Source organism: Wenzhouxiangella indolica, assembly GCF_042310355.1.
Taxonomy (GTDB): domain Bacteria; phylum Pseudomonadota; class Gammaproteobacteria; order Xanthomonadales; family Wenzhouxiangellaceae; genus Wenzhouxiangella.
The window spans coordinates 104,126-129,401 of the sequence record NZ_JBHJMR010000008.1; the positions used below are offsets into that span (position 1 = coordinate 104,126).

Genomic DNA, 25,276 nt, shown 5'->3' on the forward strand with positions numbered 1-25,276 from the left:
TAATCCGTCCATGACAAAGACACCCGCATCTCCGAGCCCCGAAACCGACGTCGTCATCCTCGGCGGCGGCCTCGCCGGACTCACGCTCGCCCTGCAGCTCAGGCAGGCTGACCCGGCGATTCGCGTGACGGTCGTCGAACGCAACCGCCACCCGGTGCCGGAAGCCGCGCACAAGGTCGGAGAATCGACGGTCGAAATCGCCGCCGACTACTTCGCCAACGTGCTCGGCCTGGCCGAACACATCGAGAACGATCAGCTGCGCAAGTACGGCCTGCGCTTCTTCTTCCATGCCGGCCGCCACGACGACCTCGCAGAGGCGGCGGAACTGGGCGCGTCGCGGCTGTTGACCGTACCCAGCTACCAGCTCGACCGCGGCATTTTCGAGAACCATCTCGGCCGGCGCGCCCGCGAGCTCGGCGTCGAATTCATCGACGGCGCCCGCGTCACCGCCACCGAGCTGGCCGCCGACGGCAACGGACACCATCGGGTGCAGATCGAGCACGACGGCCGGCCGGCCGTGCTCGAGGCCCGCTGGGTGGTCGACGCCATGAGCCGGGCCTCGCGCCTGCGCCGCAGCCTCGACCTGGTCGAGGACAACGGCCACCACTGCTCGGCGGTGTGGTTCCGCATCGACCGGCGCATCGACCTCGGCGAGTGGAGTTCGGACCAGGCCTGGGCGGATCGCTGCAGCCAACTGCCGCGCTGGCTGTCGACCAACCACCTGATGGGCCGCGGCTACTGGGTGTGGCTGATCCCGCTGGCTTCCGGCTCGACCAGCGTCGGCATCGTCTTCGACAACGCCCTGCACGATTTCGAGTCGCTCAAGTCCTACGACGGCGCCATGGACTGGCTGGCAGAACATCAGCCGCGCTGCCATCGCGCCGTTCGCGACGCCGGCGGCGAACTGCAGGACTTCCGTTACCTGCGTCATTTCTCGCACGGCGCGCGCGCCGTCTATTCCGGCCAGCGCTGGGCCCTGACCGGCGAGGCCGGCGTCTTTCTCGATCCCTTCTACTCGCCCGGCAGCGACTTCATCGCCCTGTCCAACACCTTCGTCACCGACCTGATCGTGCGCGAGACGGCCGGCGAGAAGATCGCCCGGCGGGCCCGGCTCTACGAGCGCACCTACCTGTCCTTCTACGAGTCCTCGCTCGCCCTCTACCGCGGCCAGTATCCGCTGTTCGGCCATTTTCGGGCGATGAGCGCCAAGACCGTCTGGGACTACGCTTACTACTGGGGCGTGCTTGCCCTGCTGTTCTTCGCCCGCCGCACCACCGACATGGGCTTCATCGCCCGCCACGGAGAATCGCTCGAGCAGCTGCGGCGGATCAACGTCGAAGTCCAGGCGATGCTGCGCCGCTGGGCCGAGGTCGAACCCAACCACGAGGCGCCCGGCGTGCTGGTCGACCAGTCGGCCTCGCCGCTGTTGGTGCGGCTCAACCGCGAATTGACCGAAGTGCGCGACGATACCGACGAAGCGCTCGGCCGGCGACTCGCGGCCAACGCCGACATGCTGCACGCCCTGGCGCTGCGCCTGCAGGCGATCGCGCCGGCGCCCGCGCGCGCCGAACTGCAATCGGCCGATGCTTCGCGTCAAAGCAACGAGGACTTGCTCGCCGGGCTGCCCACGGCCCTGACCGAGCCGCCCGTCGATCGGCCCGAAGCCGCCGTCAGCCTCGGCTGACCGCCTCGATCTCGACCAGCAGGTCGCGGCGGCAGACATCCCCGCGCAATCCGGCCAGGCGCGCTTCGGGCCAGCGCGCGCGCAGGCGCTGCTCCACCAGCGGCCAGTCGCCTGCGTGGCGCAGGTAAACGCGCAACAGGCTGTCGGCGTCGAAATCACCCAATCCCGGACGACCGAGCTGCCCAGCCGCCTCCGACAACAGGGTCTCGAGATTGCGCACGACTTCCGCCAGCTGGGCCTCGACGTCGCCGGCGTGCAGGGTGCGGTGGCCGACCACGCTGGCCGTGCCCGAGATCATCAGCAGGGCCGAGTCACCCGGGCCGCCCACGGCGGTGGCGCGAGCAAATGACGGGCTGCGCGGCCCGTACTCGCGGGGATAGCGGAAGGCGCTGACCTGGCGCGGATTCTCGATGTTGATACCGGGCTCGGGCGCGCACAGCAGGTAGATTCTCAGGCGCGGCTCGTCGCCGCCGATGGCGGTGCCGGCGCACAGCTCACGCTCACCGTAGCCGGCCTTCTCCAGCGCCGCCGCGCGGCCCAGGCAGAACCGGCGGTAGCGCTCGGCGTCGCCGTCGCCCTCGTTGATGGCCGGCAGGTAATTCCAGGCGCGTAGCAGCTGGCGGCAGCCGGCCTCGGCCGCGACCGAAAGCAGCCGTCCGTAAGCGGCCTCGACCGCCTGGTTCGGATCCGACGCGGGATCGTCAGGCTGCTCGAGGGCCAGGAAAAGCAATTCGCCCGCGCGCCGCCAAGTGATGTCGCCGACCGCGCCGGTGGTCACCGCCGCGTCGGCGTACCAGCATTCCTCGCGCAGGTCGCCGCCGAGCCACGCCAGCCCGCAGCCGGCCAGGCCCGGCTGCGGCCGCGCCAGGGCAAAGCCCAGCAGCGCCGAGCCCTCGGCCGAGCGTTCGGGCCTGACCGAAAGGTCACCCGGCAAATCAACGGCGGCAGCGCTATGCGGCACGGTCAAAGTCCAGTTCGGCGTTGCGCAGGCGCTGGCGCCGCGCCCGAATGGCGTCGGGCAGATTGCGCAGGCTCAACAGGGCGTAGATCAGGCGGAACAGTCGCAGCCGCCGCCGCACGCGACCGTTGTCGTGCAGGTCGCCGGCGAGCACCGAAATCACCGCCTGGCGCAGACCGAAGACATTGCTCGGATTGAGAAACAGGTGCCGCATGGCCGGGGCCGGGAAACGGTAGATGAACCAGCACAACTCGCGCACGCCCCGCCGGACCTTGCGGCGGTAGCTGCGACGCGCCCGCGCCGCCGCGGCCCGGTCGCCGGCGAGCTCGGCGCGCACCACGGCCGCCCCCAGCCGGGCGCTGTACATGGCGAAGAACACACCCGACGAAAAGACCGGATCGACGAACATGCCAGCGTCGCCCACCAGCAGCCAGCGCGGCCCCATCAGCCGGCGGGTGAAATAGGAATAATTGCCCGTGGCGGTAATCGGCGAGGCGGGCTCGGCGCCGAGCATGCGCTCGCCCGCGTGCGGGTTGAGCGCCAGGGTTGCGAAGAAGAAGTCCTCGACGTCGCGACCGCGCCGGCGCAGGTAGTCGGGGTTACACACCGCGCCGACGCTCATCACGCCGTCGGCGAGCGGAATCATCCAGATCCAGCCGTGCTCGAACCAGTAGATGCTGATGTTGCCGGCCGCCTCGCCGTCGCGCCGCGGCACGTTGCGGAAATGCCCGTAGAGCGCCGCCGTGCCGTGTTTGCGGTTGCGCCGCTGTAGCTCGAAGCGCTTCGCCAGCAAGGCATCGCGGCCGCTGGCGTCGACCACGAAGCGCGCCTTCAGGCACTGCTCGGCACCGGCGTGCTCGACGGTCAGTTCGGGTTCGCCGGACTCGAAGTCGATCTGCCGCACGCGGGCGTTCTGCCACGCCTGCGCGCCGCCGGCGGCGGCGTGCTCGAACAGCATCCGGTCGAACTCCGAGCGCCGAACCTGCCAGGCGTGCCCGCAACCTTCCGGAACATCCAGGGCCTCGTCGAAGCGAATGTCGTGGCGCTTTTCCTCGGCGGCGTCGCAGGTGAAGTCCGCACCCGGCTTGAACACCCCCAGGTCCGCCACGCGATCGGCCAGACCCAGCTCGCGGAGGATCTTCATGTTGTGGGGCAACAGCGACTCGCCGATATGAAAGCGCGGGTGTTCATCCCTTTCCAGCAGGGCGACCGACAACCCGTCCCGGGCCAGCAGGCTGGCCATCGTCGAGCCGGCGGGCCCGCCGCCGACGACGGCCACATCCACCCGTCCGGGCAGCCGGGACGGGCCGCCTTCAGGGTACGGGTGCTGGGGGACGGCGGATATGACTGGCATCTTCCGTATTATAATGTCGTTACAAGTCCGATACCGACGCCGACCGCCGCCCCGGACGGGCCGCGGCGCAACCCGAACATCATCATTCCTTGACCGACGACCCGGGCGCGACGGACGCATCAACCGTCGTTCACCGGGAGGAGCAGACATGAGCACACAGCAGTCGCCGCAGGAACACGAACTGGCCGAACTGATCGTCAGTTCGCTCAACCTCGAGGACCTCTCCCCCGGCGAGATCGAGCCCGAGAAACCGCTATTCGGCGGTGAGTACGGGCTCGATTCGATCGACGCCCTCGAACTGGCCGTGGCCATTTCCAAGCAGTACGGCGTCCAGCTCAAGGCCGATGACGAACGCAACCGGCATGCATTCGCCAATCTGCGATCGCTCAACGAGCACGTTCAGTCCCTGCGCGAGCAGGGCTGAACGCAGGCCGAAGCGGCTCGCATTCCCCATGCCTCGCTGGCGCCTGATTGCCCTGGCTCTCTACCCCGTCGTGGTCTACGCCTCGCTGCAGCTCGGTCGGCCGGAACTGCGCTCGCTGTGCCTGCCGTTGCTGGCCTTGCTGTTCCTGCCGCTACTGCCGGGCCGGGCCGGGCGTGTCTTGCTGATGGCGGGCGCGCTGGCGCTGGCGGCCATCGCGCTGTTCCTGCCCGCCCTGGCGCTGTGGCCTCCGGGGCTGATCTTCGTCGCGATGGGCCTGTGGTTCGCCGCCACCCTGCGTGAAGGCCAGACCCCCGTCATCGAACGCTTCGCGCAGCTGGTTCACGACGGCAACGGCACCGAGGCGCCGACCCACGCCGGTGCCTGGCTGAGGGGCTGGACCCTGGGCTGGGCGGCGGTGCTCTCGGCCATCGGCGTGGTCGCCCTGTGGCTGGCCGCCTTCGATCACGTGCAGGCCTGGCTGATCTGGGTCGTGGTCGGCGCACCGGCGATCATGCTGGGCACCCTCTGGCTAGAATTACTACTGCGCCGACGGGTTTTTCCCGACGACGAGCATCCCGGCCTGATTCGCTTCCTGCTGGACGTCGCGCGCATTCAACCGCATCATTTCGCCCGATGAGCAAGATACCCCTGACAACCCGGGCGCTGGACGAACTCGTCATGCTGCACGCGGACGAGCCGATCAGCGTGGGCCGCTTCATCGCCCAGGCCGAGGCGCTGTCCCGTCGCCTGCCGGGGCGTGCGCCGGTGATCAACCTGTGCCAGGACCGTCACGCCTTCAGTGTGACCTTTGCCGCCAGCGTGATGGCCGGCGGCTGCAACCTGTTGCCGGCCAATCGCCTCGAGGCCACGATCGACGACCTCCACGACGCCTTCGAAGGCGCCGTGATCGTGGCCGAGTGCGCCCTCGAAGGCTTCAAGGGGACGATCATCGATCCCGCCGAGGCCCTTTCGGTAGCCGACCGCGCCGCCGCCATCCCGCAGATCCCGGCCGACCAGTTGGCCGCCGTCGTGTTCACCTCCGGCAGCACCGGGGGGGCTTCGCGCATCGACAAGACCTGGCGCACCCTGCACGACAGCAGCCTGATCAACCTCGCACAGCTGGACCCGCCGCGCGGCGCCCGCGTGCTGGCCACGGTGCCGCCCCAGCACATGTGGGGTCTGGAAACCTCGGTGCTCATGCCCTGGTTCGGCCCGCTTACCGTCAGCTCGGCCCATCCCTTTTTCGTCGCCGACATCTGCCGGGAACTGGCGCGCATCGAGCAACCCCGGGTACTGGTCTCGACCCCCGTCCACCTGCGCGCGCTGGTCGAGTCGGGTGTCGACCTGCCGGATATCGAGACCGTCTACTCGGCCACCGCCCCGCTGAGCCGCTCCCTGGCACGCCGCATCGAGCGGGCCACCGGCGCGAGAGTCGTGGAAATATACGGCTGCTCCGAAACCGGCTGCCTGGCCCGGCGCCAGACCGCCCGGGTCCGCGACTGGCAACTGTTCGACGCCTTCGAACTCACCCCGGACGGCGACGGCACCGTCGCCACCGCGCCGCACCTGCCCGGGCCGGTGCGCCTGATGGACCACCTCGAGTTTCGCAGCAACGACAGCTTCCGCCTGCTGGGCCGGCACAGCGACCTGGTGAACATTGCCGGCAAGCGCGCTTCCCTGGCCGAGCTGACCGGCATCCTGCTCGACATCCCGGGCGTGCTCGACGGCGTCATTTTCCAGCCGCCCGAACACGAGGACGGTCCGGCGGCGCGACTCGCCGCGCTGGTGGTCGCACCCAACCTGGAAGCGGCCGATATTCGCCGCGCCCTGGCCCGCCGCATCGACCCGGCGTTCATGCCGCGCCCGCTGCGCCTGGTCGAGCAGCTGCCGCGGGCGGAAACCGGCAAGCTGCCGCGCCAGTCGCTGCTGCAGTTCTTCGCCCGAACCTGCAGGCAGGCAGGATGAACCCGGTCGACGTCATCTGCCGCATTCCGGCCGACCACCCCTCGCTGCCGGGGCATTTCCCCGGTCAGCCGATCGTGCCCGGGGTGGTTCTGCTCGAACTGGTGCAGCGCCAGGCCGCCGCGCTGGCGGGCTTTCGCGAGGGCGCCACGCGCTGGCAGCGCGTCAAGTTCCTGCGCCCGGTTCGCCCCGAGCAGGCCATCCACCTGCATATCGAGGGAGCGGCCGATCAGTTTTCGTTCACCATCCGGACCGAAGACGGTGAAACCGTCGCCCGCGGACAGTGCCGTCATGGCCCACTGGCGTGAACGCCCCGAGGGCGGCAACCGCTTCTGGCTCGCCCTGATTCGATGGTGCATCCTGAACGTCGGGCGGGGATTCGCCCGGCTGTGCCTGCTTCCCACCACCCTTTACTTCTTTCTGGTTCGGGGCCCCGAGCGACGCGCCTCGCGCGAATGGCTGGCCCTGGTCGGGGCGCCGCGGCAAGGCGGGTGGGGCGTGCTGATCCACATCTACACCTTCGCCGTGACCATCGTCGACCGGGTGCTGCTGCTGGCCGGTCGCGGCAACGAGCTCGACGTTCGCCCCGAGGGCGTCGAGGCGCTGCATGAACTGCTCGATGACGGCCGCGGGTGCATGCTGCTGGGCTCGCACCTGGGCAGCTTCGAGGCGATTCGCGTGTTCAGCCGCCAGGCGCCGCCGCAGTACCGCAGGCTCAAGGTGGTGATTGACCGCGACCAGAATTCGCTCATGACGCAGATGATGGAAGAACTCCTGCCCGACATCCGCGACACCGTCATCGACGCGCGCCAACCCGGCCCCGCCATCGTGCTCGAAGCCGGCGGCGTGATGGAATCCGGGGGCATGGTCGCCATGCTCGCCGATCGCACCTGGGCGAGCGAAGCGGCCGTCGACGTCACCTTCCTCGGCCGGCCGACCCGGCTGCCCGCCGCGCCGCTGGCCATCGCCGACACCCTCGAGGTGCCCGTGGTGATGGTCTTCGGGCTCTACGAAGGCCGCGGCCGCTACCGGCTGGTGTTCGAACGGCTGCCGCGACCGACCGAACGCGCGCGCAGCCGCAGCGAGCGCCGCCGGGCACTGAACGAGGGCGTGCAGCACTATGCCGAGCGCCTGGAGCACTACGCCCGACAATACCCTTACAATTGGTTCAACTTCTATGACTTCTGGACTGCTGACACTGATCCTGCTGCTCGCGACGGCAAGCGCTGAGGCCGGCGAGTCGCTCGACGAACTCGTCGCCGCCGTGGCCCCCGAGGGGGATCGCGCCGAGCTCGATTTCCGCGAGACCCGCCAATCGCCGCTGCTGTCCGAGCCGCTGGTGGTGACCGGGCGAATGTGGCGCAACCGCCGCGGGCAACTGGTGCGCGAAACCGTCGAACCGCGCCAGGCGACCTACACCCTGACGTCGAGCATGATCGTGATCGAGCGCCCGGGGCAGTCGCCGCGCAACCACAGCCTGGCGCACGTGCCCGAGCTGGCGGTGCTCTACCACGGCCTGTCCGCCCTGCTCGGCGGGGATGCCGACGCCCTGCGGGAACGTTTCGAACACGAACTCAGGCACGAGGAAACCGGCTGGCGGCTGCTGCTGCGACCGCGCGACGAGTCGCTGGCCGAGCGCGTCACGGCCCTGTCGCTGAGCGGTGAGGCCGATCGGCTCCAGCGCTTCGAGCTGGAACTGGCCGACGGCGAGACCATCGAAACCGAGTTGAGTCGCCGGCCGTGAGACACCTCTGGCGTCCGCTGCTGGCCTTGCTGGTGCTGGCGGGCGCCGGGTTCTTCACCTTCGCCGGTCTCGAGCTCGATTACCGGCTCGACGCCTTCCTGCCGGCCCCCGGCACGGCGCAGCAGGAAATCGTGGTCGACCAGGTCTCCGGCGGCAGCGCCGGTCGCCTGATTCTCGCCGCCGTGGAAGGCGGCAGCCCGCCGGATCTGGCGCAGGCCAGCCGCCGCCTGGCCGAGCAGTGGCGCGGGCTCGAAGGCGTCGAGCGCGTCGACAACGGCAACTGGTCGGACGACGACGCCCTGGTCGAAAAGCTCATGCAGGCGCGCTTTGCCCTGGTCCCGGACGTGGCCGGGCGCGTGCAGCCCGATGCCGTCGCCGACGCGCTCGATCAGCGCCTGTCCGACCTGGCCTTCGCCGGGCAGCGCGTCGAAAACCTGATCGCGCGCGATCCGCTCGGCCTGGTCGAAGCGCTGGGCGCCGAGCTGTCCGCCGCCGGGCGCATCCGGACCGTCGACGGCATGTGGTTCGACGACGCCGGCGAGCGCGCGCTGCTGCTCGTACACTCCGCCCACGCGCCCTTTGCCGTCGACGCGCAGTCGAGCCTGCTGCAGTCCTTGCGCGCAGGCTTCGACCAGGCCGCGCCGGACGCCCTCGAACTGGTGCTCGCCGGCGCGCCCGTCATCGGCGTGGCCAGCGCCGAGGCTTCCCGCGCCGACGCCTTGCGCCTGAGCCTTTGGGGAAGCGCGGTGGTGCTGCTCGTGCTGGCCTTCGCCTGGCGTTCGGCCAGTGCGATGCTGGCCGGCGCCGTACCCCTGGCCGCCGGCGTGGTCTGCGGCCTGGCGGTGACGGTTCTGGCCTTCGGCCAGGTGCACGGCCTGACCCTGGCCTTCGGCTTCACCCTGCTGGGCGTGGCGCTGGACTATCCGGTTCACCTGTTCGGTCACGCCGACCGTCGGGCCTTGTCGGCCACCGCGCGCAATATCCGCGCACCACTTCTTCTGGGCGTGATGAGCACGCTGATTGCCTACGTCGCCATCTGGCTGTCCAACAGCCCCGGCCTGGCCCAGCTCGGTGCCTTCTCGGCCGCCGGCCTGGCCGGTGCCGCGGTCGCCACGCTGTTGCTTCCGGCCCTCGACCCGGCCCTGCCGCGGCGGGTGCAGCCGACGCGGGTGCGACCGGTCAACTGGCCGGCCGTCCCGGTGCTGCTGGGCCTGGCCGCGCTGGCTTTCCTCGTCTGGCAGGGCGAGGCGCGCTGGTCCAACGACCTGTCGCGCCTGAGCCCGATCGACCGCGAACAGATCGAAGTCGACCGCGACCTCCGGGCCGCGCTCGGCGGCGGCGACGTGCGCTACCTGATTGCCGCCGGCGGCGAAACCCCGGACGCGGCGCTGCGCGCGGCCGAAGCGACCACCGAGCTGCTCGAGCAGGCCCGCGACGAGGGCCTGATCGAACACTGGCAGACGCCGACCGACTGGCTGCCGTCGAGCGCCCGCCAGCGCGAGCGCCTGTCGGCCTGGCCGGCCGCGGAGGAAATGCGCGAGCGCCTCCAGGCCGCCGATGCCGGCTTTCGGGCCGAAGCCTTCGACCCCTTCCTCGAGGACCTCGCGCAAGCGCGCGAGCGCGGTCCGATCGGGCGCGCGTTCTGGCAGGCCACGCCCCTTGCGGCGCGCCTGGATACCCAGCTGCGCCAGACCACCGACGGCTGGCGCGCGCTGATCACGCCGGTGGGCCTGGACAACCCACAGGCCCTGGCGCAGTTGCTGGCGCGCGGCGAGACCCCGGCGGAACTGGTGGACCTGGCGGCGGGGTCGGAGGCCATGGTGGCGGCATGGCGCCGCGACGCGGGCCTCAGCCTGGGCATCGCCGCCGGGATCATCCTGCTGCTGCTGGGCCTGCGGCTGCGCCGACCGTCCGAAATCCTGGCGGTGGCCCTGCCGCCGGCGGCAGCCGTGCTCGTCACGGCAGCGGCAATGAGTCATTTCGGCGGCGGTCTGAGTATCGTGCACCTCATCGGTCTGCTGCTGACCGCGGGCATCGGGCTCGACTTCGCGCTGTTCTCGCGCAGCTTCCGCGGCGACCCGCCGGCGGTGGCGCGCAGCCGGCGCGCCATCGATACCTGCGCGCTGTCGACCGGCGGCGTGTTCTTCGTGCTCGGGCAGTCCAGCATCGGCCTGCTGCAGATGCTGGGCTTGACCGTGGCGCTGGGCATTTTGCTATCGTGGCTGTTTACCCGAATCGGTCAGCCCCGGTGAACGAATCATTGACGGACATCGCATCGCGCATTCCCCACGCCGGCGCCATGGTGCTGATCGACGAGGTCGTCAGCCACGACGAGGCGCGCATCACCTGCCGCGCCCGGACCGGCGCGCTCGATGAGCACCCCCTCGGCCGCAAGGGCCAACTCCCGGCAACCGCCCTGGCCGAGTACGGTGCCCAGGCCATGGCCGTGCACGGCAGCCTGCTGGCGGCCAGCGACGCGCCGCCGCGCGAGGGCCGCCTGGTCGCCCTGCCCGAGCTCGAGCTGGGCGTCTGGGCACTGGAAGCCCCGGCCGAGCTGACCATTCACGCCGAGCGCGTCGGCGGCAGCGCCGTCGGCGAGGTCTACGAATTTCAGGTCCTGGCCGACGAACACGAACTGGCGCGCGGACGGGCCACGGTCATGTTCCCCGTGCCGGGCGCGGCGGCATGAGCCGCAGACGGGGCGGGCACCGGCCCGAAGACAGCCGCGCGCTGGTCACCGGCGGCTCCGGCGAAATCGGCGCGGCCATCTGTCGCGCCCTCGCCGCCCAGGGCCATCACGTGCTGGTTCACGCCGGCCGGGGCCTCGAGCGGGCCGAAGCCGTGGTCGGGGATATCGAGGAAAGCGGCGGACGGGCCGAGGCGGTGCAATTCGATCTCGCCGACGGCGAAGCCACGCGCGCGGCCGTCGCGGGCCTGGTCGAGACCGCACCGCTGGCGGTGGTCGTGCACAACGCCGGTATCCACGACGACACCCCGATGGCGGGCATGTCGCCCGAGCAATGGCGCCGGGTCATGACCGTCAACCTCGACGGATTCTTCAACGTCGTGCAGCCGGCGCTGCTGGGCATGGCCCGACTGCGCTGGGGCCGGATCGTCGCCGTCTCCAGCGTCGCCGCGCGCATCGGCAATCGCGGCCAGGTCAACTACGCCGCGGCCAAGGCGGGCCTGCACGGCGCGGTCGCCTCGCTGGCGCGCGAAATGGCCAGCCGCGGCATCAGCGCCAACGCGATCGCGCCGGGCGTGATCGACACCGGCATGCTGGGCGAACTCGACCACGAGGGCCTGCTGGCCGCCATACCGGCCGGGCGCTTCGGCCGGCCGGATGAAGTGGGCGCGCTGACGGCCTTCCTCTGTTCGGAGGCCGCCGGCTACGTCAACGGCCAGGTGATCGGGGTAGACGGCGCCATGGCACCGGGTTGACGAAGCCCCGCTCGGTAAGTTTTTCGGACTCCCCGATGGGGGATCCGTAACCGTCTCGGCTATAGCGATGGATTGGACTGGAAAATTGGTACTTGTGATTTGCTCCTTCGACCAATCGGCTGCACGTTCCATCCATCCGGCGCAGGCCGGCGTTAGTCAAGCCGCCTCTTCCGGAGGGGGATCACTCTCGGCTTCTTCCGTGTCTTCCTGCGTTTCGGCGGCCTCGGGCTCTTCTTCGGTCGCGTCGTCTTTCTCGTCCTTCTCCAGCAGGCTGCGCAGGAGGCTGCGGCCGGCTTCGCGGCGGCGCTCGCGCTCGTCGGGTTCGTCGGCCTCCCGGGCGGCTTCGCCTTCTTGCTGGCCCGCTTGATCCTGCCCGGCTTCGGCGTCTTGCGACTCCGGGCCTTCGTCGTCATCGCCCTCCAGCGCCTCGAGCAGGCGGCGGCCCAGTTCTTCGCGGATGACGCCCTCGGCCAGGGAAGCCAGGTCGACGCGCACCGTCGGCCGGGTCAGCTCGCCGGAGATGCTCAGCGGTATCCGACCACCGGTCGAGCGCCGCAGGGCCGACGGCAGGCGCTGGGTCAACTCCTCGCCCAGGTCCAGCGCCAGGGCATAGTCGACGCGATTCGCACCCAGGTCGATGCGCCCCTGGCCGGTGGCGCCGTAACCGGCGGCCGACAGGGTCAGGTTGGGCAGCTCGACCACGCCGTCCTCGATGCGCATGCCGCCGTCGAGGGTCCGAAAGCGCGTCTCGCCGCCGAAGCTGCGCGCGATGTTGCCGAGGTTGTCGGAGGTCAGCTCCTGATCGATCAAGGCCTGCAGGTCCACGCCCTGGAGCACCCCCTCGGCGATGGCGAAGTTGCCGCTGCCGTCGAGCGAAGCGAGCATCTGCTCGGGACTGAAGCCGCTGAAGCGCACGTCCATGGTGAACTCGCCCTCGCCGTCGACCGGCGACTGGCCGGTGAACAGCGCGGCCAGTTCGGCCACGCGAATGCCGGACAGGCTGGGGCTGAGCACCACTTCGGGCGGCTGCCGGGTAAAGTCGACGCCGGCGCTGCCCCGGAACTGCCCACCGAACAGGCGCGCCGTCAGCGGGTCGAGCGTCAGTTCGCCGCCGGTCAGCCGGCTGCGCGCGGAGACTTCGGTCAGGCGCGCGCCCTCGGCCAGCACCAGCTCGTCCAGTTCGAGCGAGAAGGCAAGGTCGAACATCTCCAGGGCGCTGAAATCATCGCCCGGCCCTTCTTCCGCGCCCGAGCCGGACTCGCTCGTCTCCTGTGCGCCTTCGGGCACGAGCCGGGTCAGGTCCAATCGCTCGCCCGTGACCGCCAGCCGGCCGCCGATGCGCTCACCGATGGTGGCTTCGCCGTCTAGCATCAGCGCCTGGCCGTTGAGCGAAAGGCGGGCCGACGGCAGGTTGGCGCGAACCACCTCGCCCAGGGTTGCAGTGATCGCCTGGTCGGCCGACAGATCCGCCGTCAGGCCGTCCAGCTCGATGCGATTGGCAAAGGACGACAGTTCGATGCGCAGGGGTTCGGCCATGGGGTTGAGCACCAGGCTGCCGCTGGCCTCCCCTTCGGCACCCGCCGCGGGAAGCTCGTAGTCGAGCGAGAAGTCCGACAGGGCAACCTCGCCCAGGTCGGCGGCAACGCGCACGGTGCCGTCGAGCTCCAGGGTCACGACCGTTTCGCCGCCCTCGACCAGGCGACCGGAAAGCGACAGGGGAACGTCCCGACCGGCCGCGAAGGGATCGAGCGAGACGCGATCGAGGCGCAGCTCGGTGCGCGTGCCGGCCGCCAGGTCGATCAGGCTCAGGACCACGTTGTCGAAGCGAACCGCGCCGGTCTGGATCTGCGACAGGTCGGTCGGATCGCCGGAATCGGGCGCGCTGTCGGCGGGAGCGAACAGGCCGTCGAGATTGCTGGCGCCGCCGCGACCGGTCACCAGGTGCACGCCGGCGCGCTCGATGGTCACCGCCCCGACCTCGATCTCGCCGCGCAACAGGGGCAGGATGCGCACCGACGCGGTCGCACGCTCGATACCGGCCAGCGGCGGCGCCTGTTCGAAACCGGGCGGATTACCGACCGTCACATCCCGGATATCGAGCGCCAGCCAGGGGAAGTACCTGAGCTCCATCGGCCCCTCGAGCTTCACTTCGCGGCCCAGCTGCGCGCTGGCACGCTCGGCCAGCTCGTCGCGATAGTCGTCGGGATCGATCAGAAACGCGGCAGCCACCACCGCCACCACCAGCAGACCAATCAGGATAAAGACCAGCAGAACGATCTTGCGCAACATGGCCGAGGCCTCCGGACAGATTCAATATCCGGAAGCTTAACAAATGCCCCGCAAACGCACCCTCCCGGCGGACACCGCCGCTCCGCCGCGCGACCCCCCAATGCACAGAGTCACCGCGGACGTTTGGAACATTCGAATTTAGGTCATTCGAGTTCGTTTGGTACTTGGTGCTTCGGATTTCGGAATTTCATAGCCCGCCTTCGGCCCGAAAGCGAGCAGCTTGCAATCCGGGGTCAGCCCAGGCTTCATATCCCGAACCAGGCAAACGCATACCCCTCCATCAACTCCTCCCGATGCGGCGAAACCATCTCGACGACTTCCTCCGGCACATCGGAACTGCGCACCTGGGACGCCTGGTCGCCGAAGGACGCCACCGCGACTTCCTGGCCCAGGGCGCGATAGCTCTGGTTGCGGACGTAGAGGTATTCCTGCAGCGAGAAGTTGTAGCGGTTGAGCGCCTCGACCTGGACCCGCTTGGCCTTGATCAGCAGATCGCCGAGACCCTGGTAGGCGCTGAACAACTCGCCGATGTTGGCGTCGCGCTGTTCATCGTCGATCTCGCGCTGCATCGATTCGAAGCGTTCCTTGAGCGCCTCGAGCTCGCCTTCCATGCCCTGGCGCATGTCGCGCTGGGCGACCAGGAAGCGCTGGAACTGTTCGCTGGTCATGCCGCCTTCGGCCGGCGCTGAGAAGTCACCCTGGCGCTCGACCTGCTCATTGAGCTCGGCGTATTCCTGGACGAATTCCTGCACACCGCCGGCAAACTCCCAGGCCGGCTTGATGAAGAAGAAGTACCCGGCCGTGCCACCGGCGCCCACCAGGACGACGACCACGACGAGACATCCGACGAGAAATTTTTTCATTGCTGCGAATCCACTTTTAGTCTCGAATGCCGATAGAAACGAATTCGGCGGCACAATCCGGACACCGGATCGAGAATTCATCCTGTCGTCGTCACCCAGACATTAGAATCGGCGCATCCCCGTTCGGAATGCCCGTCAACCATGCTCACGTTTCAACGTCTCGTCATCCGCTCCTTGTGCCTGTCTCTGGCCGTGCTGGCACTGTCTGCCTGCCAGTCGCGGCCGCCCGAAGGCAGCGGCGACAAGCCAACGCCGCTGCTGCTCATCTCGATCGACGGTTTCCGGCACGACTACATCGAGCGTTTCGACAGCCCGACTATCGACCGCATGATCCGCGAGGGCCTGTACGCCGACAGCCTGCATCATTCCTTTCCGACCAAGACCTTCGCCACCCACTACACCCTGGTGACGGGCCGCCACCCCGGCACGCACGGCGTGGTCGCCAACAACATGTGGGATCCCAGGCGCGAGGCCAGCTTCTCGTTGGGCGATCGCGAGGCGGTCAACGATGGTTTCTGGTACCAGGGCGGGGAGCCGATCTGGGTGACCGCCGAAAAGCAGGGACTGATCGCGGCCACCTACTTCTGGCCGGGCTCGGAGGCGATGATCCAGCGCACCCGCCCCAGCCACTACCGCGCCTACGACGGCCGGGTACCGCACGCCGAACGCGTCGACCAGGTGCTGGAATGGCTGGCCATGCCCGAGGCCGAGCGGCCGGATTTCCTGACCCTGTACTTCAGCCGCGTCGATTCGCGCGGCCACGGCAGCGGCCCTGCCTCAGACGCCGCGCTCGAGGCCGCGGCCGAGATCGATGCCGAACTGGGGCGCCTGTTCACCGAACTGGAATCGAAGGACCAGCTCGACTCGATCAACATCCTGCTGGTTTCCGACCACGGCATGTCGAGCGTCAGCCGCGAACGCACGGTGGCGCTGGACGAATACATCGACCTGGCGAAGGTGCGCGTTTCCGACTGGGGCCCGGCGGCGCAGATCTGGGCCGGCGAGATGAGCGCCGACGAGATCGTGGCTGCGCTCGAGGGCGTCGAGCACCTGCAAGCCTTCACGCGCGCAGACGTGCCCGAGCGCTACCACTTCGGGAGCCACTACCGCGTTCCCGACGTGCTGGTGGAAGCCGACCCGGGCTGGCTGATCTCGAGCAAGCCCTACATGGCCAACCCCAGCCCGCCCAAGGGCATGCACGGCTGGGACCCGGCGCTGGCGGAAATGCACGGCATCTTCATCGCCCGCGGCCCGGACTTTACCCCCGGGGCCCGCAGCCCGGCGGTTCAAAGCGTCGGCCTCTATCCGCTCATGGCCGAGCTGCTCGGACTGGATCCGGCCGAGCACGAGGGGCGCCTGGAAAGCTTTCGGCCCTACCTGGCCGGTGAGCGCGCGCCGGACTATGCCGTCGAGCGATTCGACTGCGACGACGCGGGCCCGGTCGAGGCCCGTATCGGACCGCAGCACATGGCCCTGCACGTGGGCGAGTCCATTCACGTCCTCCACCGCCGCGGCCCGATGCGCTTCGAGGCGGCCGGCCTGGCGTTCGCGATCGACGGTGAGCAAGCCGGCGGGGAAATCAACGGCAACGACCTGGGCGGGTGCCGCCGCCTGCGCTGAAGGCTGCAATAGCGGCGAGGACAGCCAAAACGAAAAACGGCCCCGCAGGGCCGCTGTTCGTCAACAAGGATACAAACGAGCGGGCCGGACGGATCGTCCGGCCGCCCGATTGTCTTCGATCAGGCCCGGCGTCGCCCGCGGCCCAGGCCGAAGATGCCCAACAGCCCCGCGGCCAGGGCCAGCAGCCCCAGGGAGAGCGGGTTGTTGACCGGCACAGCCAGCGTTTCCCGCGGCGGCACGCCGCCTGCCACCTCGACGCTGCCCAGATCGCACTGGCCGCTGGCCGCATCGGGCCGCGGCTGACCGCGCTGGTCGACGGTGAAGGTGGTGCCGCAACCGTTTTCACCCGAGGGGATCAGGTCGACACCCGGCCCATTGGCGGCCGGCAGGTGGCTCGGCGTCGGCCCACCGTTGTCGCCCAGGCCACCCAGCTGCGGGTTGGCGCCGACCAGGCCGGCACTGACCGAATCGGGATTGAATTGACCCACGTTCGGCGCTGCACCGATCAGGCTGTAGGTCACCTCGAAGGTGGCCGCGCCCGGGCCCGGCGGCTGGACACCGCGACCCCAGTCCTGCAAAGCGGCTTTCGACGCATTCGCTTGCGCTTGCACGCCCCAGAGGCCTTCACTCGACTCCCGGCGGGAAGTCAGCGGCTTCCAGCCGTCCCTGTCATTGCCGCTACCGGCCGCCTGGGTGTTGGCCGACGGCTGCTGCGCGAAGCCGCCGCTGAGATCGGCGTCGCCTTCGGTGGCCGAATTGCCGGCAATGATGCTGTTGCGCAACTCGACCAGGCTCGTTTCGGCCTGCGAGGCAACAAGCATGCCGCCCACCGGCCCGTTGGTAGCCGCGTTGCCGGTGATGGTCACGCCGGTGAACTGCACCGGTGCGCCGTAGCTGCCCTCGAGCACGTACAGGCCGCCAACCGCCTCGGCCGAGTTGCCGCTGATCGTTGTGTTGTCCATCGCCAGGCCGTACTTCGCCGTCAAAAGCGCCCCGCCGACTTCGTAGCCGGCGCTGTTGTTGACGATGGCGCTTCCGGAGATCACGGTCGAGACCGTTGTTCCTCGCACCGGCCGGGGGCCGTACGATGGCGCCGTCAGCAGGCCACCGCCGGCGTAGGCGGCGGAGTTGTTCGAGATCTCGGTATCGATCAGCGTCAAGTCGCCGACCACGTTGAGCCCGCCGCCTTCGGCCGCCGTGTTGCCGGAGATGACCGCGTTCTCGAAAACGGATTCGTTGATCGGCCCGCCCCGTTCGATGCCCCCGGGCGCGCGGTTGATGACGCCGCCGCCCTGCTGGGCGTCGTTGTCGGAAATGGTGGAATCCTGCACCAGCAGCTGCGACCCGAGATGCGCAATCCCGCCGCCGTAGGTCGAGCTATTGCCGGTAATCACCGAACCGTCGCCGACGCTCAGCGCGCCGTAGATGACTGCGACGCCGCCGCCATAGCCGTAGTCGTATTCACCGCCGCCGGTGCTGTTGCCCGACACCGTCACATTGCTCAGGCTCACATCGCCGTAGTAGCCGAAAATGCCGCCGCCGGCCCGGTAGTTGTAGGGTCCGCCGCCGCCCTGACCACGCACGCCGCCGACGTTGGTACCGGTGCAGGCCGTGATCGTCATGTCGCTGACATCGAGGTCGGCGTAGCCCGCGGCCACACAGCGGTACTGGTCGTCGCCCGAGAGGGTCACTTCACTGCCCTGCAGGGTCAGATCCTCTTCGATGGGCGGCAGGTCGCTGGCCAGCGTGATCGTCTGACCGGAAACCTGGGCGAAGTCGATGATATGCGGGCCGGCCTGGGCATTGGCCGACTGGATGGCCTCGCGCAGGGAGCCGGCACCGGCGTCGGCGGCCGAGGTGACTTCGAAAGTGGCGGCCTGCGCCCCGGAGGCCGCAAGGGCCAGGCCGATGGCAGCGGCCAGGGTCCGGGGGCGTAGCCCGGGCTTGTTGGGCAGTTGCATGCGTGTTACTCCTTCAAATTGAGCTTGTTGTTTGGAAGGCGGCAAACCGCGAATGGGCGGGCTGCCGGGGGATGGCAAATAGATTAGCTGGAATGCCTCGGAAGCGCTCCCCAAAAAAGTGTGATTTTTATCACGTTTTCGGCCGCATGGCCAGCTTCGCGGCAGTATCAGCAGGCTGAAATGCGATCCGGCCTCAGTCGCGATTCGCACCGGCCTCAGGCCCCGGCCCCTCGACCCGGTTTACCTTGGCCGATGCGCGGCGGGCATCGTCCTCTTCCAGAAGGCGTTGGATGCGCTCGCGAAGCAGGGCCTCGTGCAACTCACGCTGGCGCTGTTCGTCGCGAAAGGCGCGCAGCAGCGAAGTGGCCATGAAGATCATCAGCAGCATGAACGGGAAGGCGGCGATGATCGAGATGGTCTGCAGCGCGCCCAGGCCACCGCTGGCCAGCAAGGTGCCGGTCACCAGCACGGTCGCCACACCCCAGGTCAGGCGAATGCCCCGGCCGGGGTTGAGCCGGCCCTGGCTGGTGAACATGCCCAGCACGAAAGTGGCCGAATTGGCCGAGGTGATCACGAACAGCACGATCAGCAGCAGCACGGCGGGCCCGAGCACGGCCGCGGCCGGCAGCAGGTCGAGCATGGCGAACAGCCCCGAGCTCATTTCCTGGCTGACCGCATCCCCCAGCCCGGCGTTCTCGAACAGCTCGAAGTGCAGGGCCGAGCCGCCGAAGGTGGCGAACCACACCATGCTCAGCAACACCGGCACGCCGATGACGCCGAGCACGAACTCGCGCACCGTCCGCCCGCGCGAAATGCGGGCGATGAAGCTGCCCACGAAGGGCGCCCAGGACAGACCCCAGGCCCAGTAGAAAAGCGTCCAGCGCTCGACCCAGTCCTCGCCGGTGTAGGGTTCCATCACCAGGCTCATGCCGATCAGGTTGGCGAAGTAATCGCCGATCCCGTTGGTCAGCACCGCCGTGATGAAGTCCGTGGGTCCGGCGAAGAACACGAACACCAGCACCAGGCCGGCGAGCAGCATGTTGGCATCGCTGACCCAACGGATTCCGGCCTCGAGCGGCGTCAGTGAAGCAAGCAGGAAAATCACGCCGATGCCGGCCAGGATGGCGAGCTGGTTCTCGAGCCCGAAGCCGACACCGGCCACCGTGCCCAGCCCGCTGTTGATCTGGATGATGCCCAGGCCCAGGGTCGTGGCGACGCCGAAGACCGTCGACAGCACCGCCAGGGTATTGATGGCATAGCCGGCCGGCCCGTCGACACGCTCACCCAGGCTGGCGCGGAAGGTCTCGCTGATCAGGCCGGGCCGATCCTGCCGGAAACGGGCGTAGGCGATGGCCAGTCCGACCACGCCGAAGTTGGCCCACTGGTGAAACCCCCAGTGGAAGAACGAGTACTGCATGGCCAGGCCGGCGGCCTCGGCGCTGCGCGGCTCGGCCCGACCCAGCGGCGAGTCGACGAAATGGCTCATCGGCTCGGCCACGCCCCAGAACACGAGCCCGACGCCCATGCCGGCCGAAAAGATCATGCCCAGCCAGGTGGGGTAGGGAAACTCCGGCGCCTCGCCGTCGGCGCCCAGGCGAATCGAACCGTAGGCGCTGAAACCCACACCGATGCAGAAGACCAGGAAACCGGTCGTGGCGAACAGGTAGAGCCAGCCGAAATGGCTGGTGGTAAACTCGAGCACGCGGCCGGCGCCCCAGGCCAGCTGCTCGGGCATGCGCACGCCCAGAACGACGAAGCCGGCCATCAGGGCCAGCGAAACGATCAGGGTCCATGGGGCGCCGGCCAAACGGGCTCTGAGCGCTGCCGCTGTCATTGCGTACCGGGTCGGCGCCGATCAGTGATCATGACGGTGCCGATGATCGCCGGCTTGCGCCTCGTAGCCGCGCAGGCGCATGTACTCGGCAAGCTGCCCGGCATCGAGAATATCAGCCTGGGCCAGGTGGGCCTGCAGGTGGACCAGCCGAATCTGGCCCTCGATGTTGGCGCTGCGCGAGACCAGTTCGACCAGGCGCTCGCGCGTGATCTTCTCCTCGGAAAAGGCTTGCTCGAGCTCGGCCTCCACCGCGACGAGGTCGCGACCCAGCTCGCCGGCGCGCTCGCGCATGGTTTCGAACAATGCCTCGGTGCTGCGAACCTGGTCGGCGTCGAGGTCGAGATCGTCGGCCAGTTCCAGCACATGCATCGGGCCCGGGTAGCCGTTGAGCTCGGCCGCCTTGGCGTAGCCGAGACCCCGTCCGGCCTCCAGCCCCTCGATTCGCTCCGGAGACATGGATTTTATCGGGCGCTGCTCCTCGCCGGCGTAGGGGGACTGGGCCAGGCTGTGACAGCTGAAAGCCAGCAGGACGCAAAGGGCCAAGGACTTGCGCATGAATCGAGACTCCGAATGATGGGTTGCAATCAAGGCCATTCTAATGCCTCATCTCCGACCAGCAGGCTTGCCTCGCGGGGCGGCGCTTGGCAGCGTCGCGCGCCCAGGCCGCGAGCCAGGTCGGCGGCCGCCGGTGAGAAGAACACGTTGAGATTGCAGTGCAGGTCGCCGGCGATGTGGGCCTTGTACACCGCCCAGCCCCGCGGGCCACCGGCGCGGTCGAAGGCGGCGCGACTTTGGCGGCAGACGTCTTCCAGCGCGTCCGCGGCCAGCAGGGCGTCGCCGAGGTCGAGCCGGTACCAGCTCACACCCAGCGCCGGGTTCGCCGGCAATAAGCGCGGTACTCGTCGCCGAAGCGCTCAGCCAGGGCGCGCTCCTCGGGCAGGATCTGGAAACGCGTCATCCAGGCGGCATAGAGTACCGGGCCGAGCAGGGCCCAGGGGGCGGCCAGCCAGACGGCCCAGGCGACGAGCACGAACAGGAAGCCGAGGTACATCGGGTTGCGCGTGTGCCGGTAGATACCGTGCTGCACGACCCGGCTCGATTCCTCGGGCGTCATCGGGTTGACGGTGGTGTCGGCCTTGCGGAAGGCGATCACGCCGGCCGCGGCAATCCAGCCACCCTTGATGGCCAGCAGCAGCGCGATAGCGCCCCGGACCAGGGGCATGGCCTCAAACGAAACGGTCACTGCAGCCAGCCACCACATGCCCGCGGCCACCAGAGCGACCAGCAGAACCGGCGGCAACTTGAGTTCGAGACGATCCAGGGGGCTGACTCTCATTCGGCCGAAAAGTACCAAACGCGAACGATGCGGCCCTCGGCAATCTCGTAGACGGCCAGCGCCGCCTGAGAGCGGGGCTGCCCGGACGATTCCCAGTGTGCGCGCTCGCGCACGCTCACCCGCTGGCCCGAAACCATCATCGACTCGATGCTGGAGCGGGTCGAGGGCACGGCCTCGAAATAGCCGCGCATCGCCTCGGCCAGCGCTTCGGCGCCGTCGGTCTCCACGCTGATCCGGTCACCGTCGACGCTCAGCCACTGGATGTCCGGGTCGACAAGCTCGAGCATGGCGTCGACATCGTGATCGTTGTAGGCGGCCATGTAGCGCTCGACCACCTCGTCGGGAGACTGCGCCCAGGCGCTCGAAGCCAGCACAAGGGCCAGCAGCGCAATCACGAATTTCGCTCGTCCGTTCATATCGCAACTTCCATTCTGTGCTCACTCCTTCGCGCGCTCGATCCCGAGCAATGTCAGCAATACCGATCGCACCTCGGCCCAGGCCGGTGCGAAGGGCGCGATCAGGTCGAAGTGCCCGGCGCCCTCGAGGATATGCCGCCTGGCTTCACCGCCGGCCGCGCGGATGCGGGCGGCATGCACGACGCTCTGCTTGAGCGCCACGATGGCATCTTCGCGACCATGGATCAGGTGAACCGGCGCCGCCGGAGGCAAAAGGCGGTCCGGGCTGACCAGGGCCAGGTGGTCTTCGCCGTCCGACTCATTCTCTCCGAGCAGCTCGGCCGCAGCACGGTTGCACGCGCCCTCGCCTTCGGCGTAGCGCGCCAGATCGCTGATGGCGGCCAGGCCCACCACGCCCTGCAACCCGTTCATCGAATCGGCGTGCCAGCGGTGATCCGGCGGCAAACGATGGCGAGCCGCCAGCCACAGCGCCAAATGACCGCCGGCCGAATGCCCGGCCAGGACCACCCGATCGAGATCCAGCGGATGCGACTCGGACAGCCCTTCAATGCGATCGAAGCCCGCCGCCATGTCGTCGAAGGTGCCGGGCCAGCCGCCGCCCTCCTCGCCCAGGCGCCGATACTCCAGCGACCACACCGCCACGCCCGCCTCGCGCAACTCGTCGGCCAGCGGCGCGACGTGATCGAGGCCGTACTCGACCCGCCAGCAGCCGCCGTGAATCAGCACCAGCAGCGGAAACGGGCCCTCACCTTCGGGCAGGTAGAGTTCACCGAACTGAGACGGCGACTCACCATAGCTGACGCTCAGCCCCGGCTCGGGCTTCGCCTGCTCGACGATCTCGCGCCACTCGACCGGGCCCCTGGCCATCGCGATGCCGCTCAGAATCAGCCCGGCCAGCAGCCAGCCGATCGCAGCGAGCCGGAAACCCGCATCAATCCGCATGTTCGTTCTCCATTCATTGCTTCGCTTCGTTGTTTGCGCAATTCTCGCGCCGCATGATCCGGGCCAGCACGACAAAGACAATCGCCACGGCCACCAGAAACAGGCCAAAGAGCAGAAAAAAGGAATACCAGAAAATGATGGACTGGTCCGGCTCGCCGATCACCGACCAGACCGACCACGCGTAAGTGCCGATCAGCAGCAGCCCGATGCAACCGGCGACCGCGCTCACTACGTACAGCAGACCCTCCCGCCAGCTCATCAGTCGCCGGCCGGAGCGCTCCACACGGCCAGCTCGTGACCATCCGGGTCGGCAAACTGAAAGCGCCGCCCACCGGGAAAGTCGAACGGTTCCTGGGTGATCCGCCCGCCGGCATGCTTCATGCGAGCGAGGCTGGCCTCGAGATCGTCGGAGTAGATAACCACCAGCACGCCGCCGGGCGTGACCGAATCGACCGGGCAGAATCCGCCGGCTTCCTCCTCGGGCGCGCCGCCCGGTTTGCGAATGCCCACGTACTGGTCGCCGTAGTCGTTGAAATTCCAGCCGAAGGCCTCACCGTAGAAGCGCTTGGCCCGCCCCAGGTCGGTGACGGGAATCTCGATGTAGTTGATGGCGTGATGCGTCTGAGCGTTCGTCGTCATAGTCGATGGCACTCCCTTGAACGATCCCGCAGTATCTCACTCCACAACCGCCGGCGCCCCGATTCAAACGAACAGGGCGCTCAGACCACAGACTATGGGCCACGGAACAATCGGCCCAATCAAGCGCTTCTGCTAGACTCGCTGCGGTTACAGCAGGACGTGCCCATGCAGATCTGGTTGGATGGACAGCTCGTGCCCGAATCCGAAGCCCGCGTATCGGTCTTCGACTCAGGCTTCGTGCTCGGTGACGGCGTGTGGGAAGGCGTGCGCGTGGTCGGCGGCCGGCCGGCTTTTCTGAGGACCCATCTCGATCGGCTGGAAGAGGGCGCGAAGGCCCTGATGCTGTCCGGCATGCCCGACCGGGAAACGCTGACCGACGCGGTCGGGGCCGTCATCGAGGGCAACGAGCTGGTGGACGACGCCCACCTGCGCATCATGCTCACCCGCGGCGTGCGGCGCGAGCCCTACCAGGATCCGCGCCTGGTTCACGGCGGGCCCACGCTGGTGATCATCCCCGGCCACCACCCGGTCAGCGAAGAAATCCTGACGACACCGCAGCGCCTGTTCACCGTCCACGTGCGCCGCGGCGCGCCCGACGTGCAGGACCCGCGCCTGAACAGCCACAGCAAGCTCAACTGCATCATGGCCTGCATCCAGGCTTCCGTGGCCGGCGCCGACGAGGCGCTGATGCTCGACCCCGACGGCTTCGTCGCCACCTGCAACTCCACCCATTTCTTCATCGTGCGCGACGGCACGGTGATGACCTCCGACGGGCGCTACTGCCTGGGCGGCATCACGCGCGGCCATGTTCTGGCGCTGTGCCGCGAGCACGGCATTCCCTGCGCGGAGAAGACCTTCAGCCTGACCGACGTCTACGCCGCCGACGAGGCATTCACTACCGGCACGCTCGCGGGCCTTCGCCCGGTCGGCGAAGTCGACGGCCGCACCATTGGTTCGGGACGGCGCGGTCCGGTAACCGAACGGCTGCAGCAAGCCTACGCCGAGCTGCTCGAGCGTGAAGCGAATGCCTGAACCGCTTCGCATCGCGATGTGGTCGGGCCCGCGCAATATCTCCACGGCCATGATGCGCGCCTTCGAGAACCGGCCCGACTGCGCGGTCTCCGACGAGCCGCTCTACGGCGCCTGGCTGAAGCTGAGCGGCGCACCCCACCCGATGCGCGAAGAAGTGATCGCGGCCATGGACAGCGACTGGCAATCGGTGGTCGAGACCCTGACCGGCCCCGCGCCCGACGGCGCCAGCGTGTGGTATCAAAAGCACATGACCCACCACATCCTGCCGGAGATGATGGATGCCGGCTGGCTGTCGAAACTGACCCACGTTTTCCTCATCCGCGACCCGCGCCACGTGGTGGCCTCCTACCTGGGCAAGCGCGACACCGTCTCGCCCGAGGACATCGGCGTGCCGCAGCAACAGGCCATCTACGACTTCATCGTCGGACGGCTCGGCCGGGAGCCGCCGATCATCGACAGCGGCGAGTTCCTGGCCGAACCGGAAGGTCACCTGCGCGCGCTGTGCGAGAGACTCGACATCGCGTTCGGACCCGAAATGCTCAGCTGGCCGGCCGGCCCACGCGAGTCCGACGGCGTCTGGGCGCCGCACTGGTACCAGAAAGTTTGGGAATCGACCGGATTCGGCCCGCCGCCCGGGAACGCCCCCGATCTCGAAGGCCGCGCACGCACGGTCGCCGCGGCCTGCCGGCCCATGTACGAGCAGCTCTATTCGCTTCGTCTACGGCCCCGGGCAAGCGCCATCTGAAGCGCCCGCCCGGTTGAAGGGCCCCGCTGTAC

General features: G+C 68.7%; 26 protein-coding genes. 13 read left to right on the top strand and 13 right to left on the bottom strand.

The features are described from left to right. Positions 1-10: 10 nt before the first annotated feature. Positions 11-1,684: an NAD(P)/FAD-dependent oxidoreductase gene (locus tag ACDC67_RS10395; protein ID WP_376692897.1), complete on the top strand. Its 1,674-nt coding sequence runs from the start codon at positions 11-13 to the stop codon at positions 1,682-1,684. Here the strand turns inward: ACDC67_RS10395 and ACDC67_RS10400 are convergent. After that, positions 1,671-2,645, bottom strand: coding sequence for a chorismate transformation enzyme, FkbO/Hyg5 family (locus ACDC67_RS10400; RefSeq protein ID WP_376692898.1), 975 nt, complete (start codon positions 2,643-2,645; stop codon positions 1,671-1,673). The genes ACDC67_RS10395 and ACDC67_RS10400 overlap by 14 nt on opposite strands. Next, positions 2,635-3,921, bottom strand: coding sequence for an NAD(P)/FAD-dependent oxidoreductase (locus tag ACDC67_RS10405; protein WP_376692971.1), 1,287 nt, complete (start codon positions 3,919-3,921; stop codon positions 2,635-2,637). The genes ACDC67_RS10400 and ACDC67_RS10405 overlap by 11 nt, the downstream gene beginning before the upstream one ends. Positions 3,922-4,144: 223 nt before the next feature. On the opposite strand from ACDC67_RS10405, the gene ACDC67_RS10410 reads away from it, so the two are divergent. From ACDC67_RS10410 to fabG, 9 genes are read left to right on the top strand one after another with little or no spacing between them, the layout of a single operon-like run. Next, entirely contained in the window at positions 4,145-4,420 is a 276-nt protein-coding gene (locus ACDC67_RS10410) for a phosphopantetheine-binding protein (protein ID WP_376692900.1), read from the top strand. 28 nt (positions 4,421-4,448) lie between these two features. Continuing rightward, positions 4,449-5,057, top strand: coding sequence for a hypothetical protein (locus ACDC67_RS10415; RefSeq protein WP_376692901.1), 609 nt, complete (start codon positions 4,449-4,451; stop codon positions 5,055-5,057). Next, positions 5,054-6,385, top strand: coding sequence for an AMP-binding protein (locus ACDC67_RS10420; protein WP_376692903.1), 1,332 nt, complete (start codon positions 5,054-5,056; stop codon positions 6,383-6,385). The genes ACDC67_RS10415 and ACDC67_RS10420 overlap by 4 nt, the downstream gene beginning before the upstream one ends. After that, complete coding sequence (locus ACDC67_RS10425; protein WP_376692904.1) at positions 6,382-6,690, top strand: ACP dehydratase; 309 nt, start codon at positions 6,382-6,384, stop codon at positions 6,688-6,690. Before ACDC67_RS10420 ends, ACDC67_RS10425 begins: the two co-directional genes overlap by 4 nt. After that, the gene (locus ACDC67_RS10430) at positions 6,674-7,612 is read left to right on the top strand and encodes an LpxL/LpxP family acyltransferase (RefSeq protein ID WP_376692906.1); all 939 of its coding nucleotides are present in this window, start codon (positions 6,674-6,676) and stop codon (positions 7,610-7,612) included. The genes ACDC67_RS10425 and ACDC67_RS10430 overlap by 17 nt, the downstream gene beginning before the upstream one ends. Further along, positions 7,560-8,126 carry a LolA-related protein gene (locus ACDC67_RS10435; RefSeq protein ID WP_376692907.1) on the top strand — a complete coding sequence of 189 codons (567 nt, stop codon included), beginning with the start codon at positions 7,560-7,562 and terminating at the stop codon, positions 8,124-8,126. Before ACDC67_RS10430 ends, ACDC67_RS10435 begins: the two co-directional genes overlap by 53 nt. Continuing rightward, the gene (locus ACDC67_RS10440) at positions 8,123-10,378 is read left to right on the top strand and encodes an MMPL family transporter (RefSeq protein ID WP_376692909.1); all 2,256 of its coding nucleotides are present in this window, start codon (positions 8,123-8,125) and stop codon (positions 10,376-10,378) included. Before ACDC67_RS10435 ends, ACDC67_RS10440 begins: the two co-directional genes overlap by 4 nt. An 8-nt stretch (positions 10,379-10,386) precedes the next feature. Next, positions 10,387-10,815 (top strand): hypothetical protein, encoded by a 429-nt coding sequence (locus ACDC67_RS10445; protein WP_376692911.1) that lies wholly within the window; start codon positions 10,387-10,389, stop codon positions 10,813-10,815. Further along, the gene (gene fabG, locus ACDC67_RS10450) at positions 10,812-11,567 is read left to right on the top strand and encodes a 3-oxoacyl-ACP reductase FabG (RefSeq protein ID WP_376692913.1); all 756 of its coding nucleotides are present in this window, start codon (positions 10,812-10,814) and stop codon (positions 11,565-11,567) included. Before ACDC67_RS10445 ends, fabG begins: the two co-directional genes overlap by 4 nt. Before the next feature lie 156 nt (positions 11,568-11,723). Here fabG and ACDC67_RS10455 read toward each other — a convergent pair whose 3' ends face one another. Both ACDC67_RS10455 and ACDC67_RS10460 read right to left on the bottom strand, forming a co-directional pair. After that, positions 11,724-13,856, bottom strand: a complete 2,133-nt coding sequence (locus tag ACDC67_RS10455; protein WP_376692914.1) for an AsmA family protein — start codon at positions 13,854-13,856, stop codon at positions 11,724-11,726. A gap of 245 nt (positions 13,857-14,101) precedes the next feature. After that, positions 14,102-14,719 carry a hypothetical protein gene (locus ACDC67_RS10460; protein WP_376692916.1) on the bottom strand — a complete coding sequence of 206 codons (618 nt, stop codon included), beginning with the start codon at positions 14,717-14,719 and terminating at the stop codon, positions 14,102-14,104. Between the two features lie 141 nt (positions 14,720-14,860). On the opposite strand from ACDC67_RS10460, the gene ACDC67_RS10465 reads away from it, so the two are divergent. Continuing rightward, the gene (locus tag ACDC67_RS10465; RefSeq protein ID WP_376692918.1) at positions 14,861-16,339 is read left to right on the top strand and encodes an alkaline phosphatase family protein; all 1,479 of its coding nucleotides are present in this window, start codon (positions 14,861-14,863) and stop codon (positions 16,337-16,339) included. Between the two features lie 119 nt (positions 16,340-16,458). Here the strand turns inward: ACDC67_RS10465 and ACDC67_RS10470 are convergent, their stop codons facing one another. The 9 genes from ACDC67_RS10470 to ACDC67_RS10510 all read right to left on the bottom strand — a co-directional run bounded on the left by ACDC67_RS10470 (position 16,459) and on the right by ACDC67_RS10510 (position 23,467). Then, positions 16,459-18,300 carry a choice-of-anchor Q domain-containing protein gene (locus ACDC67_RS10470; protein WP_376692920.1) on the bottom strand — a complete coding sequence of 614 codons (1,842 nt, stop codon included), beginning with the start codon at positions 18,298-18,300 and terminating at the stop codon, positions 16,459-16,461. 193 nt (positions 18,301-18,493) lie between these two features. Next, positions 18,494-20,107: a BCCT family transporter gene (locus ACDC67_RS10475; protein ID WP_376692921.1), complete on the bottom strand. Its 1,614-nt coding sequence runs from the start codon at positions 20,105-20,107 to the stop codon at positions 18,494-18,496. 48 nt (positions 20,108-20,155) lie between these two features. Next, positions 20,156-20,689 carry a hypothetical protein gene (locus ACDC67_RS10480; protein ID WP_376692923.1) on the bottom strand — a complete coding sequence of 178 codons (534 nt, stop codon included), beginning with the start codon at positions 20,687-20,689 and terminating at the stop codon, positions 20,156-20,158. 29 nt (positions 20,690-20,718) lie between these two features. Then, positions 20,719-21,021, bottom strand: a complete 303-nt coding sequence (locus tag ACDC67_RS10485; protein ID WP_376692924.1) for a hypothetical protein — start codon at positions 21,019-21,021, stop codon at positions 20,719-20,721. Next, the gene (locus ACDC67_RS10490) at positions 20,994-21,470 is read right to left on the bottom strand and encodes a methyltransferase family protein (protein ID WP_376692926.1); all 477 of its coding nucleotides are present in this window, start codon (positions 21,468-21,470) and stop codon (positions 20,994-20,996) included. Before ACDC67_RS10490 ends, ACDC67_RS10485 begins: the two co-directional genes overlap by 28 nt. Further along, entirely contained in the window at positions 21,467-21,886 is a 420-nt protein-coding gene (locus tag ACDC67_RS10495; protein WP_376692927.1) for a nuclear transport factor 2 family protein, read from the bottom strand. The genes ACDC67_RS10490 and ACDC67_RS10495 overlap by 4 nt, the downstream gene beginning before the upstream one ends. Before the next feature lie 21 nt (positions 21,887-21,907). After that, a complete protein-coding gene (locus ACDC67_RS10500; protein WP_376692929.1) occupies positions 21,908-22,828 on the bottom strand; it encodes an alpha/beta hydrolase in 921 nt (306 codons plus the stop codon). A gap of 13 nt (positions 22,829-22,841) precedes the next feature. Beyond that, positions 22,842-23,087 carry a hypothetical protein gene (locus tag ACDC67_RS10505; protein WP_376692930.1) on the bottom strand — a complete coding sequence of 82 codons (246 nt, stop codon included), beginning with the start codon at positions 23,085-23,087 and terminating at the stop codon, positions 22,842-22,844. Beyond that, on the bottom strand, positions 23,087-23,467 hold the full coding sequence (locus tag ACDC67_RS10510; protein WP_376692932.1) for a VOC family protein: 381 nt from the start codon (positions 23,465-23,467) through the stop codon (positions 23,087-23,089). Before ACDC67_RS10510 ends, ACDC67_RS10505 begins: the two co-directional genes overlap by 1 nt. Before the next feature lie 165 nt (positions 23,468-23,632). On the opposite strand from ACDC67_RS10510, the gene ACDC67_RS10515 reads away from it, so the two are divergent. Both ACDC67_RS10515 and ACDC67_RS10520 read left to right on the top strand, forming a co-directional pair. Then, a complete protein-coding gene (locus ACDC67_RS10515; protein WP_376692933.1) occupies positions 23,633-24,499 on the top strand; it encodes an aminotransferase class IV in 867 nt (288 codons plus the stop codon). Then, positions 24,492-25,244, top strand: coding sequence for a sulfotransferase-like domain-containing protein (locus tag ACDC67_RS10520; RefSeq protein WP_376692935.1), 753 nt, complete (start codon positions 24,492-24,494; stop codon positions 25,242-25,244). Before ACDC67_RS10515 ends, ACDC67_RS10520 begins: the two co-directional genes overlap by 8 nt. Positions 25,245-25,276: the final 32 nt, after the last annotated feature.